The organism is Pseudomonas sp. ATCC 43928, from assembly GCF_005938665.2.
Lineage (GTDB): Bacteria > Pseudomonadota > Gammaproteobacteria > Pseudomonadales > Pseudomonadaceae > Aquipseudomonas.
This window is the reverse complement of record NZ_CP041753.1, coordinates 736879-752677: the sequence shown is the minus strand read 5'-3', so window position 1 is coordinate 752677 and position 15799 is coordinate 736879. Positions and strand designations below refer to the sequence as shown.

The 15799-nt window shown below is 61.1% G+C and carries 11 protein-coding genes; 2 read left to right on the top strand and 9 right to left on the bottom strand.

The window, feature by feature from the left end:
- Positions 1–53 precede the first annotated feature (53 nt).
- From FFH90_RS03390 to glnE, 9 genes are all read right to left on the bottom strand, one after another.
- On the bottom strand, positions 54–389 hold the full coding sequence (locus FFH90_RS03390) for a YceK/YidQ family lipoprotein (protein WP_081626544.1): 336 nt from the start codon (positions 387–389) through the stop codon (positions 54–56).
- A 168-nt stretch (positions 390–557) separates the two neighbouring features.
- Entirely contained in the window at positions 558–2009 is a 1452-nt protein-coding gene (locus tag FFH90_RS03385) for a lipopolysaccharide kinase InaA family protein (protein WP_138866682.1), read from the bottom strand.
- Positions 2009–2761, bottom strand: a complete 753-nt coding sequence (locus tag FFH90_RS03380) for a lipopolysaccharide kinase InaA family protein (protein ID WP_064615984.1) — start codon at positions 2759–2761, stop codon at positions 2009–2011. Before FFH90_RS03380 ends, FFH90_RS03385 begins: the two co-directional genes overlap by 1 nt.
- On the bottom strand, positions 2758–3492 hold the full coding sequence (locus FFH90_RS03375) for a lipopolysaccharide kinase InaA family protein (RefSeq protein WP_018928556.1): 735 nt from the start codon (positions 3490–3492) through the stop codon (positions 2758–2760). The genes FFH90_RS03380 and FFH90_RS03375 overlap by 4 nt, the downstream gene beginning before the upstream one ends.
- On the bottom strand, positions 3492–4298 hold the full coding sequence (gene rfaP / locus FFH90_RS03370) for a lipopolysaccharide core heptose(I) kinase RfaP (RefSeq protein WP_018928557.1): 807 nt from the start codon (positions 4296–4298) through the stop codon (positions 3492–3494). The genes FFH90_RS03375 and rfaP overlap by 1 nt, the downstream gene beginning before the upstream one ends.
- The gene (locus tag FFH90_RS03365; protein ID WP_018928558.1) at positions 4298–5419 is read right to left on the bottom strand and encodes a glycosyltransferase family 4 protein; all 1122 of its coding nucleotides are present in this window, start codon (positions 5417–5419) and stop codon (positions 4298–4300) included. Before FFH90_RS03365 ends, rfaP begins: the two co-directional genes overlap by 1 nt.
- Positions 5419–6480 carry a lipopolysaccharide heptosyltransferase I gene (gene waaC / locus FFH90_RS03360; protein WP_007939663.1) on the bottom strand — a complete coding sequence of 354 codons (1062 nt, stop codon included), beginning with the start codon at positions 6478–6480 and terminating at the stop codon, positions 5419–5421. The genes FFH90_RS03365 and waaC overlap by 1 nt, the downstream gene beginning before the upstream one ends.
- 1 nt (position 6481) lies before the next feature.
- Positions 6482–7516 (bottom strand): lipopolysaccharide heptosyltransferase II, encoded by a 1035-nt coding sequence (gene waaF, locus FFH90_RS03355; protein ID WP_018928560.1) that lies wholly within the window; start codon positions 7514–7516, stop codon positions 6482–6484.
- Between the two features lie 306 nt (positions 7517–7822).
- Positions 7823–10762 (bottom strand): bifunctional [glutamate--ammonia ligase]-adenylyl-L-tyrosine phosphorylase/[glutamate--ammonia-ligase] adenylyltransferase, encoded by a 2940-nt coding sequence (gene glnE, locus FFH90_RS03345; RefSeq protein WP_018928561.1) that lies wholly within the window; start codon positions 10760–10762, stop codon positions 7823–7825.
- A gap of 383 nt (positions 10763–11145) precedes the next feature.
- On the opposite strand from glnE, the gene aceE reads away from it, so the two are divergent.
- Positions 11146–13791, top strand: a complete 2646-nt coding sequence (gene aceE / locus FFH90_RS03340) for a pyruvate dehydrogenase (acetyl-transferring), homodimeric type (RefSeq protein WP_018928562.1) — start codon at positions 11146–11148, stop codon at positions 13789–13791.
- A gap of 11 nt (positions 13792–13802) precedes the next feature.
- Positions 13803–15770 carry a dihydrolipoyllysine-residue acetyltransferase gene (gene aceF, locus FFH90_RS03335; RefSeq protein ID WP_138866681.1) on the top strand — a complete coding sequence of 656 codons (1968 nt, stop codon included), beginning with the start codon at positions 13803–13805 and terminating at the stop codon, positions 15768–15770.
- Positions 15771–15799: the final 29 nt, after the last annotated feature.

Genomic DNA, 15799 nt, shown 5'->3' with positions numbered 1-15799 from the left:
CTGCCCTTATCGGCGCCGTGAAGATGACGTCGAGCCCAAGCGTTCGCCTTTGCTCATCCGCGACCCGGCCGCCAGTAAATCCTGATGTTTCCGTCGGCAGCTTGCCGGTAAATCGTATAGGGCAAGAAAACCGTGTCGAATACACCCGAAAGGGTCAAGTCCAGCAATACGAACGGCACCAGAATACCCGTGGGATCGGGCGGCGCGTGCAGGAGACAAAAGTCGTGAGCCAGACCGCTGTAGATGCGAGGAATGGACTGACAGTAGGTCTTTTGCTTTCTGAGGCCACGAGCGGCGTCTTCGTCATCCTGCAGCACCGTGACAGCGGTCCCGCAGCCAGACAACGCCAGTGAAAAAGAGCTCAACATCACAGCCATTTTTATCGTCAAAATCTGCCCTCCGAGAACGTCAGGCAAACTAGCATCGTGGCTATTCAGGGCACAGTTCATGGGTTCTGCAGATCATGTAGGACGATTCACAAGAACTTGTCCGCCAGTTCTCGGGAGACTGATCTGGCGCCATCGCGGGCAAGCCCGCGATGGCGTCGAAGACCCGCGTCAAGCAGCGCTAGAAATATCTTTGGGCAGACGCTGATCAATCACTTGGTACAGCGCACTGCTCTCGGGCCAGTTGCGCATGAACCGCGCCCTATCCCGCGCATACGCAGGGGCAAAGCTGCTGAGCGAACCATGCTGACACATCGAATCCAGGTCGATCAGCGCCCAGCGATCCTGTTGCCAGAACAGGTTATGGCCCTTGAAATCGCCATGGCTGATCCGCTCGCCAATCAGCTCGGCAAACAGGTAATCCAGAGCCTGCAGCTCAGCCTCTGGCGCATCCCCGCTCTCAACGTACGGCGCGAAGCGCTCGATGATGTCCGGCCCCGGCAAATACTCGGTCACCAGGTACGCCCGGCTGCGCAGCCAGAGAAAACGCTTCTCCAGCAACGCCAATGGTTTTGGCGTGGCAATACCGAGGAACGCCAGGCGATTGCCTTCGCGCCATGAGTGCCAGGCGCGGCTCGGGCGCCAGAAACGCTTGAGCCAGTGGGTAAAGCCTTTGATGTTGTAACGCTTGACCACCAATGTGCGCCCGGCCACCTCGACCTTGCCGACGCTCGCCGCGCCGCCGGTCTTGTACAGATGCCCCTGATCGAGCAAGGCGTCGGCCTGTGCCAGCACCGGCAGCATCGCCGCCTCTTCCTCACGGCGAATCGCCCGCAAGCCGAACGCACCACGCTGGACGCTGAACAGCGTGCATTCGCGGCCGACCTTGATCAGAAAGTCCTTCAAACGCCAGCGACGGACCTTGTCGATCTGTTTTTGCAACGCCTCCATTGGCAACGCGTGTTCGCCATTACTCAGCAGGTAATACACCAGCAACTCTTCGGTGAAGGGTTCCAGCACTTTGGGCAACTGGGCGAAGAACACCCCGAGGTTTTCCAGGACTTTATGTTGCGACAGCGGCTTGCCCGCCGTCTCGACGCAGATCCCGGCGCCATCGATCAAATACAACTGACCGCCATGGCGCAGCAGGTTGTCCAGGTGCAGGTCTTCCTGCCACAGGCCTTTGCTGTGCAGTTGGCCGATGGCGCCCAACGCCTCAGCCAGCACCGCGGATTGTTCATCCGCCAATGCGGGCAAGTGTTCGACCTGCTTCCAGGCATCCCCCAGGCTCTCGGCACCCTCAAGGAAATCGAACAACAGCCAACCGCCCTCGCCGTCCTTGAGGCCATCGGCCAATAACAACGGCGTGGTCAGCCCCTGAGCGGCCAGCAAACGCACACCGTCCAGTTCGCGTTGAAAATGCCGCGCCGCTTTGCCACCGACCAACAACTTGGCCAGCACCGGCCGGCCGCGCCAGACGCCAGCCCCAACATAACGCTGTCCCGGCAACACCCGCAGCAGACTCAGCAACTGCAAATCGGCAGGCCCCGCGGCATCGGCCAGTGGAATACTCAGCGGCAGGCTCGGGCTGCGGCCGGCGTTTTTCAGCTCGGACAAACGCATCAACGCGTCTCCTTGTTACTGCGCCGCGCACTCAGGCGCGATACCCAACGGTCCACCCGCGAACTGTTCAGCGGCTGATCCAGATAAACCGCCAACAATTCGCGCAGCTGGCTGTCGCTCCATTCCGGCGCCCGACGCAGCAGCGGCTCCAGATCCTTGATCCGATCACGCCGGCCGAAAAACAGCGGCCGGGTTTTTTCCAGGTCGATCAATTGCGCCTGATAGCCGTCGCCGGTGGCCTGAAGAAAAATGTGCTTGGGGTAGAAGCAACCGTGGACCTGGCGCCTGCCGTGCAGGCGTCGCGCCAGTTGCCCACAGGCCTTGAGAATGGCCGAGTGCTGTATCGCGCTCAGCTCCGACCAGCGCTGCAACAGCGAATCCAGATCATCCCAACCGTCCAGTGCGTGAGTCAGCAGAATCGCCCGAACTTCGCCATCGACCTTGCGCTCACCAAAAAACGCCGCCTGCAGCGCCGGAATACCCAGCGCCCGATAACGACTGATGTTGCGAAATTCACGGGCAAAACTCGGCTCGCCAAAGGGCGAATGCCGGGAGCGCGTCAGGTAGTTGCTCTGGCGCTTGAGGTAGTAGCCATGACCGTCCAGATCCAGCCGAAACACACTGCTCCAGCCACCCCGACCGGTATTGGGCTCGTCCACCGCGTCGAGCTGTTTGGCCCAAAGCGCGTCGAAGGTGCCGAGACCATGACGCTCAAACAGCGCGCGGTCTTCAGCAGCCAGAAAATCAGTCATTCGCGCCCCTCAAAAAATCTCACCACGTGCCGAATGCGTTTCTTGTCCGCGGCATCGAGCCGGGCGCATTGGCGGTATTGCAGGTAAAAGCGCAGGCGCTGGGTGGCCGACAGGTGATACTTGGCGACCTTGTCGAGGCAGGCCAGGTCTTTGGTGATGCGGTATTTGAGCCAGAAGCCGCGCCAGAAATCGCCGTTGGGGCAATCGATCAGGAACAGCCGGGCCTCATCGTCGACCAACAGGTTGCGCCACTTCAAATCATTATGAGTGAAACGGTTGTCGTGCATGGTCCGGGTGTAACCGGCCAATTGGCGACTGACGGTATCAACCCAGGCGCGGTCCGCCAGTTTCGGATCATGCCGATTAGCCAGGACCGACAAGTCTTCGGTATGCGGCAGTTCGCGGGTGATCATTGCCCCACGGGCGTACGTCACACCGTGCCGCTCCAACCCCCAGGCCACAACCTCTGCGGTGGGAATGCCCCACTTGGCGAAACGCTTGAGGTTCTGCCATTCGGCCTTGACCCGAGGTTTGCCCAGGTAGCGCCGCAGGCCTTTGCCGGCACTGACGTAGCGTTTGACGTAATAGTTGACGCCTTTGCGCTGGACGCGAATAACTTCAGACAGCGGATCATGGGTCAGTTGCTCGCCCTCGAGGGCAAACACCGCATCAAGACTGCCGAAATCTTCTGCCAGATCGCTGTAAGCCGGCTCCAGTGTCCAACCCGACATCAGAGCGCATCCCCGTAGCGCTGTTTACGCTCGTAGAGCTTGTTGGCCTTGCCTTCGAGCCACGCCAGTAACCCGGCTTCTTCAACCAGTATCTGGCGCAGGGGCTGCTGGAAGTACCCCTTGAGGAAACGCAGTTTGTCGCGACGGGTCAGGCCGATCTCCAGCGCCGAAAAATACAGCGCCGCCAGGTCCTTGTTGCGCCAGCGCCGGGTAATCGTCGGGCGGGCCTGGGCGCGGTGCAGGTCGATCACCGACAACTTGAGGTCATCGCAGGTCACCGGCTTATCGGTGTGCAGCAGGAAGTGGCAGATGTAGCAGTCGCGATGGTTGACCCCGGCGCGGTGCATCATGCCGGTCATGCGCGCGACTTCGGCGATCAGGGCGCGCTTGAGCTTTGGCTCCGGCGGGTGCTTGACCCAGTCGATGCTGAAATCTTCAAGGCTGACGGTGGGCGCCAATTCTTCAGTGACGATGAACGAATGCTGATCCGCCGGGTTGCTGCCCTTTTCGCCATAAGCGACGGCAGTCATGGTCGGCACGCCGACTTCTTGCAGGCGCTCAATGGCCTTCCACTCCTGGCCCGCTCCCAGCACCGGCAGCTTGGCGGTCAGCAGGTTCTTGAAAATCTCACCCCAGCCGATGCCCCGGTGGATCTTCACGAAGTACCCGTGGCCGTCCACTTCAGTTCGCAGTGTCCGGCGCGCTTCGAGCTCGCGGTACACCTCGCCCTTGAGGTCCTCGACTTCGGCGAACGGGTCGCGTCCGGCCCAGAGGCTCTTGAACGGTTCAGCCAGCATCAACTTCATTAAGCGTGCTCCGCCAGAATCACATCGGCCGCGTGCTGCGGCATGCTGTAGAGGTCGGCCGTCTCGGCGAAGGCCAGACCGTTGCGGCTCCAGGCCGCCCGTGCATCAGTGTCGTTCAACATGCCGGTCAGGTACTGAGTCAGTTGCGCCTGATCGAAGGGTTCGTCCAGCACCAGACCCGCGTCGGCCTCGGCGATGTAATGGGCATACCCACACACCGCGCTCACCAACACCGGCAAACCGGCTACCAGGGCTTCAAGCAATACCGTCCCGGTGTTTTCGTTGTACGCCGGGTGGATCAGCAGATCGGCACCGAGCAGGAAGCGCGGGATATCGCTGCGGCCCTTGAGGAATTGCACGTTGTCGCCGAGCCCCAATGTGGCGCTCTGCAATTGGAATACTTTGGGGTCGTCCTGGCCAATTACAAACAGCCGGGTGCGTTTTTTCAGCTCGGCGGGCAGCGCGGCCAGTGCCTTGAGGCTACGGTCCACGCCTTTGGTCTTGAACCCGGAACCGATCTGCACCAGCAGCAGCTCATCGTCCTTCAGGTTGAATTCGGCGCGGAACCCGGCGCGAATTTCATCCGCGTTCGCGGGGCGACGACGGTCTTGGGCAATGCCCGGTGGCAGCAAATGGAAGCGCTCCAGCGGTGTGTCGTAATGCTTGATGAACAGCGGCTGCTGGACTTCGGAAATCATCAGCACTTCGGTCTTGGCATCTTTGGCGAACACCGCGCGCTCGTACTCGGCGAAGTGCCGGTAGCGGCCCCAGCGACGGTACAGCGAGTTGCGCAGGTTTTGCGCCTTGTCTTCGAAGCAGCCGTCGGCGGCGTAGTAAACGTCCAGGCCCGGCATTTTATTGAAACCGATCAGGCGATCCACCGGGCGCTTGGCCAGGTCGGCCTCCATCCATTCGGTGAGTTTCTCGTTGCGCCGATGATTGAAGAACGCCTTGACCGGCGCCACCAACACTTCGAAGCCCGGCGGGATGTCGCCTTCCCAGATCAACGTGTAGACACGAATTTGATGGCCGCGCTGCTGGCATTCAAGGGCGATGCGCATGAAGTCACGCTGCAAGCCGCCAAAGGGAAAGTACTTGTACAGGACAAATGCCAATTGCATCAGCGCAGCTCCTCAGCCAGTAACAACGTGCTCAGTCGGCTCGCGACACGCTCGGGATTCAGACGCGTGAAGCACAGGGGCCACTCGCGTTTCAGGTCAAACCGACGGGCATCGTCGGCCGTTGGTTGATAGGTGCATTTCTTTTGCAGGCACGGTGCGCAAGGGAAGTCGCTGGCCATGTGAATCTGCGATTTACCGTAGGCGCCGGTCAAGCCCGGATTGGTCGGGCCGAACAGCGACAGGGTCGGCACGTCCAGCGCCGCAGCCAGGTGACCGAGGCCGGTGTCCACCGCCACACACGCCTGCGCACCGGCCAGGACTTTGCCGACACCCGCCAGGTTCAGCCTGGGTAGCACTTCGACGTGTTTCATGTCTTTGGCGATGCGCTCGGCGCGGGCTTTTTCGACCGGGTTGCCCCATGGCAGCTTCACCGCCACGCCGAGATAACCCACCCGCTCGGCCAGCTCGCGCCAATAGGCTTCGGGCCAGTGCTTGGTGTCCCAGGTGGTGCCGTGGAGAAACACCACGTACGGATTCTTGCGCGGCAATTCCACCAGCCGCTCGACGTTCAGGCCGTAATCACCCAGGCCTTTGGGCAGGTCGTAACCCAGGGCCACTGCGAACAGCTGACGCACTCGCTCAACCGCGTGCTGCCCACGGGCCACGGCCAGACGCCGGGAATAGAAGCGCGCGGCGATCGGTTCGCGGGCCGAATTCTTGTCCAGCCCGGCCACCGGCGCTTTGGCATAGCGCGTCAGCAACGCACTTTTCAGCAGGCCCTGAGCATCGATCACCAAGTCGTATTTCGTCGCACGAACGCTTTGCTTGAAGCGCTTCCACTCGCCACTCTTGATGGTCTGCCAGATGTTCTTGCGCCAGCGACGGATCGCCACCGGAATCACCTTGCCCACGGCCGGGTGCCAGGTCGGAATCTCGGCGAAACCTTCTTCCACCACCCAGTCGAACTTGATGCCGGGGATCGCCCTCGCCGCATCGGTCAACGCTGGCAACGCGTGAATCACGTCGCCCAGCGAAGAAGTCTTGATCAACAGTACCCGCAAACTATTTGACCTCGACCACAGTGCCCAGCAACCGCTGCAAGGCTTCGTTCACCGCTTTGGGCATGAGCTGGCGCAAGCAGTTGTAATGACCGAAACGGCAGGTGCGATCGAAGCACGGACTGCATTCGATGCCCAGGCGCACGATCTCGACATGCTCGGCCAGCGGTGGCGTGAAACCCGGCGACGTCGAGCCGTACACGGCCACCAACGGGCGGTTCAGCGCGGCAGCCACGTGCATCAGGCCCGAGTCGTTGGAGACCACCGCGTCGGCGCAGGACAGCAGATCGATGGCCTCGGCCAAGGAAGTGCCGCCACTGAGGTTTACCGACTCTTCACGCAGCCCCGGAATCAACCGCCCACGAATGTCTTCGCCCACCGCGTGATCGTTTTTCGAGCCGAACAGCCAGACTTGCCAGCCTTCACGAATCTTCGCCTCGGCGACCTTGGCATAGTGCTCGGACGGCCAGCGCTTGGACTCGCCAAATTCGGCGCCAGGGCACAGCGCCAACACTGGACGGTCAAGGGCCAGGCCGAACTTGGCCAGTGCGCCGTCGCGAGTCACCGGATCGATCTGCAAGCTCGGCCGTGGATAAGGTTTCGGCAGCTCGATGCCAGGCTCAAAGGCCAGGGCCATGAAGCGCTCGATCATCAACGGATAACGCTCTTTGTCGAGCGTGCGCACATCATTGAGCAGGCCGTAGCGGAACTCGCCACGCCAGCCGGTGCGTTTCGGGATGCCGGCAAAAAACGGCACCAGGGCCGATTTCAGCGAATTGGGCAGCAGGATGGCCTGGTCGTACTGACCGGCCAGGGATTTACCGATGCGCCGACGCGTCGCCAGTTCCAGCACGCCGTGGCCGAGCGGGAAGCTCAAGGCCTGGCGTACTTCGGGCATGCGCTCGAGGATCGGCCGGCTCCACTCGGGGGCCAGCACGTCGATTTCGCACTGCGGGTGGCGTTGTTTGAGACACTGAAAAAGTGTCTGCGCCATCACCATGTCACCGACCCAACTGGGCCCAACGATCAGAATTTTCATGTGGTTTCCAAAAACGAACCGGGGAGGCATACGCCTCCCCGCCTCGAGAATCCAGCACCTGCGGGGTGAGCCACCAGGTCATTTGGACGAGCCGGCTGGGGCTCGTCGAATAAATTTAATACACATCCATGTTAGTTAGCATAACCCTCTGTGGCGAGGGAGCTTGCTCCCGCTGGGCTGCGAAGCAGCACCAAAACTGCCACTGCGTTTTAATCTGGCGGACCGCACAATCTGATATGGGAGTGCTTCGCACTCCAGCGGGAGCAAGCTCCCTCGCCACAAAAGCCTGCCACACTCTTGTCAGCTTCAGCTTAACCCCAGCTCACGCCAGATCCGCATGACCTGCCGTCGCTCATCCACGAACTGATCGCCCGGTATTACCCCGGAGTCCTTCTGCAAGGCCTCCCGGTGAGCGGCGGAGCGGTAGGCTTTATAAGCCTCACGCAACAGGCTGGCGTCTTCGGCGGGTATCAACCCTTCCTCCTCCAACCCTTCCAGAATGCGGATATTGTCGGTATAGCGCAGCAATGACGGATGTGTTTCAGACCACGCCAGAGCCGCGTATTGCACCATAAATTCAATATCGACGATACCTCCAGCGTCCTGCTTGAGATCGAACGGCGCCGTGGCTTCGAAGGCATTTGCCGCCGTGCCTGCCGCCGTGCTCTTGCTGCCGAGGTTATCGCGCATCTTGGCGCGCATCTCGCTGACCTCCTGGCGCAAGGTCGACAGGTCCCGCGATTTGGCCAATACCGTCGCGCGAACCTTCTCGAACGCTTGGCCGACATCCTGACTACCCACCAGCACCCGCGCCCGCACCAGTGCTTGGTGCTCCCAGGTCCAGGCCTCGTTCTCCTGATACCGGGCAAACGCGCCCAATGAACTCACCAGCAAACCGGAAGCACCGGACGGCCGCAGGCGCATGTCCACTTCATATAGCTGACCGGAGTTGGTCTGAGCCGTCAGCAAGTGAATGATCCGCTGCCCGAGCCGGGTAAAGAACTGCGCGCCGTCGATGGGTTTCGGGCCGTCGGTTTCCGCTTGCGGATCCGCGTCATGGATGAACACCAGGTCCAGGTCCGAACTGTGCCCCAATTCCAGGCCGCCGACTTTCCCGTAACCGACAATGATGAATCCAGGGTCGCACACGCTGCCATCGGTGCGCAGCGGTGTACCGTACTTGGCCACCGTCTGGCGCCAGGCCAGGGCCAGCACTTGTTCGAGGATCGCTTCGGCAAGCCAGGTCAGGTAATCGCTGACTTTCATCAACGGCAGGCTACCGGCAATTTCCGAAGCTGCGACACGCAAGCGGTGCGCCAGTTTGAAATGCCGCAGGGCTTCCATTTGTTGTTCGAGGTCGTCTTCGGGAATCCGCGTCAGACGCTCGCGCAACTCGGCCGCCAGTTCCGGCGCCAGTGGCGGCTTGAACAGCCGGCCTTCGTTGAGCAATTCGTCGAGCAGCAACGGGAAGCGCGTGATCTGTTCGGCAATCCACGGGCTCGCCGCGCACAGTGTCAGCAGACGGCGCAGCGCACCGGGGTTTTCGGTCAGCAGCACCAGATAGGCGGAACGCCGCGCCACCGCTTCAACCAGTGGCAGCACACGCTCCAGCACCAGATCGGGATTGGCGTGCTCCACGGCCTGAGCCAGCAAGCGCGGTATAAAAGCATCGAGGCGTTCCCGCCCCAGGCGCTGCATGGCACGCAATTGCGGACTGCTGCGCAGACTGGCCAATGCTTTCAGCGCCTTGGCGGCATCGGCGAAACCGCCCTCTTCGAGCTGGCGGCACGCGGCTTCTTCGTCCTGGGCTTCTTCCCACAGCGGCAGCCATTCCCCGCCGACCACCACTTCGCTCTCGGTGCCCTGCTCTTCATCGGGATCGGCAATCACCTGACCAAAGTGCCAGGCCACCCGGCCACGCCAGTACATCAGTTGTTCGTGGAATGCCGTCCAGTTGGCAAACCCGAGCATGAAGGCAATGCGCGCCTGATCCTGCGGGCCGTCCGGCAACATCTGGGTCTGGCGGTCGGCAATTGCCTGAATCGCGTGCTCGGTGTAACGCAGGAATTCGTAGCCTTGGCGCAGTTCGCTGACCACCGCCGGCGGCAGATAGCCCTGCCCCTCCAGGGTGCTCAGTACTTTTAATAGAGGACGCTGCTGCAGGCTCAGGTCGCGACCACCGTGAATCAGCTGGAAGGCCTGGGCGATAAACTCGACTTCACGGATGCCGCCGGAGCCAAGCTTGATGTTGTCGGCCATACCCTTGCGCCGGACTTCCTGCTGAATCAACTGCTTCATGGTGCGCAGCGCTTCGATGGCCGAGAAGTCCAGGTAACGCCGGTAAACGAACGGCCGCAGCATCTCGAGCAACTGGGCGCCAGCCACTTGATCACCAGCCACCACCCGCGCCTTGATCATCGCGTAGCGTTCCCAGTCACGGCCCTGATCCTGGTAATACTGCTCCAGCGCATTGAAGCTCAGCACCAGAGCGCCGGACGAACCATAAGGCCGCAGCCGCATGTCGACGCGGAACACAAAACCGTCGACAGTCATCGGGTCCAGCGCCTTGATCAGACGCTGGCCGAGGCGAATGAAAAACTCCTGGTTATCCAGCGAACGCTTCACGCCGACGGTTTCGCCGCCCTCGGGGTAGGCAAAGATCAGGTCGATGTCCGACGACAGGTTCAACTCCACCGCGCCGAGCTTGCCCATGCCGAGGATGACCATCTGCTGCGGCTCGCCGCTGCGCCGCCCGGTGGGCACACCGAACTGCTGGCAATGCCGCGAGTACAACCACTGATAGGCCTGATCGATGCTGGCATCGGCCATGTCCGAGAGGTCGCGACAGGTCTGCACCAGATCGGCCTGGCGAGTCAGGTCGCGCCAGATGATCCGCACCTGGTGACGATTACGCTGGCGGCGCAGGGCACGGCCTAGCTGGTCGTCGGTTTCGGCGGCGCTCACCGCCATGGCGATCTGTGCGCACAACTCGCCCGGTGCCAAGGCGCGGTCCAGTTCGCCGGACTGCACCAGTTCCAGCAACATCAAAGGGTCACGCAGACTCTGTTCAATCACAAAATCGCTGGCAGCGGCGACGCGGGCAAATTGCGCCCAGCGCTCAGGCGTCCAGGCAGACAGGCCATGGTCATCGGGAAGGACCCCGACCGTCGTACGAAACGACTGCTCGGCGCGGGTGACTAACGGCAGGAGCCCATCGGGCAGTTCGGCAAGCGAAGGGAGGCTCATGGTCTATCCTTGATCGGCGTGTGAAGGGCTGCATGTAGTGATTCGTGAAAACACGCTACGCGACTGACTGTCGAACAAAGGTTAGAAATAGCTGAGATTTCTTTTTTTTTGGCAGCGATCATCAAGCTTCCACCTTTTTCGATTGGCAAAAGACCAACCTTAACGATTATTCTCACAACGCAGCCGGAGGCCACAAGCCAATCATCTGTAGTTTTACTACTCGTCTATACATTCGAAAGGCTGAAATGCCCGAAGATTTGTAGTAAAACTACACGCCGCCGGAACAACCTATCGGCAATCCAAGAATTTATATCGTCTGCCCACAAGGCCAGTCGCAAACTCAGGCAACCGATTCTGGAAGCCTTTCCGCCCTGGAGCAAGCCATGCAAGACCTCGATCCCGTCGAAACCCAGGAATGGCTGGACGCCCTGGAATCGGTTCTCGACAAAGAAGGCGAAGACCGTGCTCACTATCTGATGACCCGTATGGGCGAACTCGCAACCCGTAGCGGTTCGCAATTGCCTTACGCCATCACCACGCCATACCGCAACACCATTCCCGTTACCCACGAAGCACGCATGCCTGGCGACCTGTTCATGGAACGCCGCATTCGCTCGCTGGTACGCTGGAACGCGATGGCCATGGTGATGCGCACGAACCTGAAAGATTCTGACCTGGGCGGTCACATCTCCAGCTTCGCCTCCAGCGCAACCCTGTACGACATCGGCTTCAACTATTTCTTCCAGGCCCCGACCGACGAACACGGCGGCGACCTGATCTACTTCCAGGGCCACACCTCGCCAGGCGTTTACGCCCGTGCATTCATGGAAGGCCGCATCACCGAAGACCAGATGAACAACTTCCGCCAGGAAGTCGACGGTCAGGGCCTGTCGTCCTACCCACACCCATGGCTGATGCCTGACTTCTGGCAGTTCCCGACCGTATCCATGGGGCTGGGCCCGATCCAGGCGATCTACCAGGCACGCTTCATGAAGTACCTGGAACACCGTGGCTTCATCCAGCCAGGCAAACAGAAAGTCTGGTGCTTCCTGGGCGACGGCGAGTGCGACGAGCCGGAATCCCTGGGCGCGATCTCCCTGGCCGGCCGCGAAAAGCTGGACAACCTGATCTTCGTCATCAACTGCAACCTGCAGCGCCTCGACGGCCCGGTTCGCGGCAACGGCAAGATCATCCAGGAACTCGAAGGCGTGTTCCGCGGTGCTCAGTGGAACGTGACCAAAGTCATCTGGGGCCGCTTCTGGGACCCACTGCTGGCCAAGGACGTCGACGGCATCCTGCAACGCCGCATGGACGAAGTCATCGACGGCGAGTACCAGAACTACAAAGCCAAAGACGGCGCGTTCGTGCGTGAACACTTCTTCAACTCGCCAGAACTCAAGGCGATGGTTGCCGATCTGTCCGACGACGAGATCTGGAAGCTCAACCGTGGCGGCCACGACCCGTACAAGGTCTACGCGGCATACCACGAAGCGGTCAACCACAAGGAACAACCAACTGTCATCCTGGCCAAGACCATCAAGGGTTATGGCACCGGTGCCGGCGAAGCGAAAAACACTGCGCACAACACCAAGAAAGTCGATGTCGACAGCCTGAAGTTGTTCCGCGATCGTTTCGACATTCCGGTCAGGGACGAAGAGCTGGAGAACCTGCCATTCTTCAAACCGGAAGAAGGCAGCGCCGAAGCCCGCTACCTGGCCGAGCGCCGTACCGCACTGGGCGGTTTCGTGCCTCAGCGTCGCGCCAAGAGCTTCAACATCCCGACCCCTCCACTGGACACCCTCAAGGCGATCCTGGACGGCTCGGGCGACCGCGAAATCTCCACCACCATGGCCTTCGTGCGGATCCTCGCGCAACTGGTCAAGGACAAGGAAATCGGCCCGCGCATCGTACCGATCATCCCGGACGAAGCCCGTACCTTCGGTATGGAAGGCATGTTCCGTCAGTTGGGCATCTACTCCTCCGTCGGCCAGCTCTACGAGCCAGTCGATAAAGACCAGGTGATGTTCTACAAGGAAGACCAGAAGGGCCAGATCCTCGAGGAAGGCATCAACGAAGCGGGCGCCATGAGCTCCTTCATCGCTGCCGGTACTTCGTACTCCAGCCACAACCAGCCGATGCTGCCGTTCTACATCTTCTACTCGATGTTCGGCTTCCAGCGTATTGGCGACCTGGCCTGGGCCGCTGGCGACAGCCGTACCCGTGGCTTCCTGATCGGCGGCACCGCCGGCCGTACCACCCTGAACGGTGAAGGCCTGCAACACGAAGACGGTCACAGCCACCTGCTGGCCGCGACCATCCCGAACTGCCGCACCTACGATCCAACCTACGGCTACGAGCTGGCGGTGATCATTCAGGACGGCATGAAGAAGATGACCGAAGAACAACAGGACGTCTTCTACTACATCACCGTAATGAACGAGTCCTACCAGCAGCCAGCCATGCCGGCCGGTGCCGAAGAAGGCATCAAGAAAGGCATGTACCTGCTCGAGGAAGACACCCGCGAAGCGGCGCACCACGTTCAGCTGATGGGCTCCGGCACCATCCTGCGTGAAGTCCGTGAAGCGGCGAAGATCCTGCGTGAAGAGTTCAACGTCGGCGCCGACGTATGGAGCGTTACCAGCTTCAACGAACTGCGTCGCGATGGCCTGGCCGTTGAACGCACTAACCGTCTGCACCCTGGCCAGAAGCCTAAGCTGAGCTACGTCGAAGAGTGCCTGAACGGCCGTAAAGGTCCGGTCATTGCCTCTACCGACTACATGAAGCTGTTCGCTGAACAAATTCGTCAGTGGGTCCCGTCCAAGGAATTCAAAGTCCTGGGCACCGATGGTTTCGGCCGCAGTGACAGCCGCAAGAAGCTGCGTCACTTCTTCGAAGTAGACCGTCATTTCGTGGTGTTGGCAGCCCTGGAAGCCTTGGCTGACCGTGGTGACATCGAACCTAAAGTGGTGGCTGAAGCCATCGCCAAGTTCGGCATCAACCCGGAAAAACGCAACCCACTGGACTGCTGAGGAGACACTCTGTGAGCGAACTCATTCGCGTACCTGACATCGGCAGCGGTGAAGGTGAAGTAATTGAACTGTTTGTGAAGGTCGGCGACCGTATCGAAGCCGATCAGAGCATCCTGACGCTGGAATCGGACAAGGCGAGCATGGAAGTGCCTGCGCCTAAGGCCGGCATCATCAAGAGCCTGAAAGTGAAGCTGGGCGATCGCCTGAAAGAAGGCGACGAACTGCTGGAACTGGAAGTCGAAGGTGCCGCTGCGCCAGCCCCTGCGGCGGCTGCGGCTGCTGCGCCAGCTGCCAAAGCTGAAGCCAAACCGGCTGCCGCACCTGCGCCAGCGGCGCCTGCTGCCGCGCCGGCTGCTGCCAGCATCCAGCAAGTGCACGTGCCGGACATCGGTTCGTCGGGCAAGGCCCAGATCATCGAGATCCAGGTCAAGGTCGGCGACACCGTCGAGGCTGATCAGTCGCTGATCACCCTGGAATCCGACAAGGCCAGCATGGAAATCCCTTCGCCCGCTGCTGGCGTGGTCAAGGCCATCAGCGTCAAGCTCAACGACGAAGTCGGCACGGGCGACCTGATTCTGGATCTGGAAGTGGCGGGTGCTGCGGCCCCTGCTGCTGCCGCTCCTGCCCAGGCTGCTGCGCCTGCTGCCGCTGCTCCGGCGCCAGCCGCCGCGGCTCCGGCTGCACCGGTTGCCGACAGCGTTCAGGACATTCACGTCCCGGACATCGGTTCGGCGGGCAAGGCCAAGATCATCGAAGTACTGGTCAAGGCTGGCGACACTGTTGCCGCCGATCAGTCGCTGATCACCCTGGAATCCGACAAGGCGAGCATGGAAATCCCATCGCCTGCCGCTGGCGTGGTGGAAAGCATTTCCATCAAGCTGGATGACGAAGTCGGTACCGGCGACCTGATCCTGAAGCTGAAAGTCAAAGGCGCGGCACCTGCTGCAGCCCCGGCTCCGACTGCCGCTGCCGCGCCGAGTGCTCCAGCGCCTGCCGCTGCCGCTCCGGCTGCCGCCGCTCCTGCTGCTGCCCCGGCTGCTGCTCCTGCCAAGCCTGGCGCGAAAGTTCACGCCGGCCCTGCCGTGCGTCAACTGGCTCGCGAGTTCGGCGTCGAGCTGAGCGCTGTCGGCGCCAGCGGTCCGCACGGTCGCATCCTGAAGGAAGACGTTCAGGTTTACGTCAAGGCCATGATGCAGAAGGCCAAGGAAGCTCCGGCCGCTGCAGCTGGTGCAACCGGCGGCGCGGGCATCCCGCCGATTCCGGTCGTGGACTTCAGCCGCTTCGGCGAAATCGAAGAAGTGCCGATGACACGCCTGATGCAGGTCGGCGCTGCCAACCTGCACCGCAGCTGGCTGAACGTGCCGCACGTGACGCAATTCGACTCGGCGGATATCACCGAGCTGGAAGCGTTCCGTAACGCCCAGAAAGCCGTTGCAGAGAAGGCCGGCGTCAAGCTGACCATCCTGCCGCTGCTGCTCAAGTCCTGCGCACACCTGCTCAAGGAACTGCCGGACTTCAACAGCTCGCTGGCACCAAGCGGCAAAGCGATCATCCGCAAGAAATACGTGAACATCGGCTTCGCCGTCGACACCCCGGATGGCCTGCTGGTACCGGTCATCAAGAACGTCGACCAGAAGAGCCTCCTGCAACTGGCCGCCGAAGCTGCTTCCCTGGCTGAGAAAGCCCGGACCAAGAAGCTTTCGTCGGACGAGATGCAAGGCGCCTGCTTCACCATTTCCAGCCTCGGCCACATTGGCGGCACCGGCTTCACGCCGATCGTCAACGCGCCGGAAGTGGCGATCCTCGGTGTTTCCAAGGCAACCATCCAGCCAGTCTGGGACGGCAAAGCCTTCCAGCCGAAACTGATGCTACCGCTGTCGCTGTCCTACGATCACCGTGTGATCAACGGCGCCGCTGCTGCACGCTTCACCAAGCGTCTGAGCGACCTGCTGGCAGACATCCGCACCATCCTGCTGTAACACCGACTGGCCCTCCCCTGGCGGAGGGC

Excerpts from the sequence above, each read along its gene's own strand:
- waaF (WP_018928560.1), bottom strand. The coding sequence starts at position 7,516 with ATGAAAATTCTGATCGTTGGGCCCAGTTGGGTCGGTGACATGGTGATG.
- glnE (WP_018928561.1), bottom strand. The coding sequence starts at position 10,762 with ATGAGCCTCCCTTCGCTTGCCGAACTGCCCGATGGGCTCCTGCCGTTA.
- FFH90_RS03375 (WP_018928556.1), bottom strand. The coding sequence starts at position 3,492 with ATGTCGGGTTGGACACTGGAGCCGGCTTACAGCGATCTGGCAGAAGAT.
- rfaP (WP_018928557.1), bottom strand. The coding sequence starts at position 4,298 with ATGAAGTTGATGCTGGCTGAACCGTTCAAGAGCCTCTGGGCCGGACGC.
- FFH90_RS03385 (WP_138866682.1), bottom strand. The coding sequence starts at position 2,009 with ATGCGTTTGTCCGAGCTGAAAAACGCCGGCCGCAGCCCGAGCCTGCCG.
- aceE (WP_018928562.1), top strand. The coding sequence starts at position 11,146 with ATGCAAGACCTCGATCCCGTCGAAACCCAGGAATGGCTGGACGCCCTG.
- FFH90_RS03380 (WP_064615984.1), bottom strand. The coding sequence starts at position 2,761 with ATGACTGATTTTCTGGCTGCTGAAGACCGCGCGCTGTTTGAGCGTCAT.
- FFH90_RS03365 (WP_018928558.1), bottom strand. The coding sequence starts at position 5,419 with ATGCAATTGGCATTTGTCCTGTACAAGTACTTTCCCTTTGGCGGCTTG.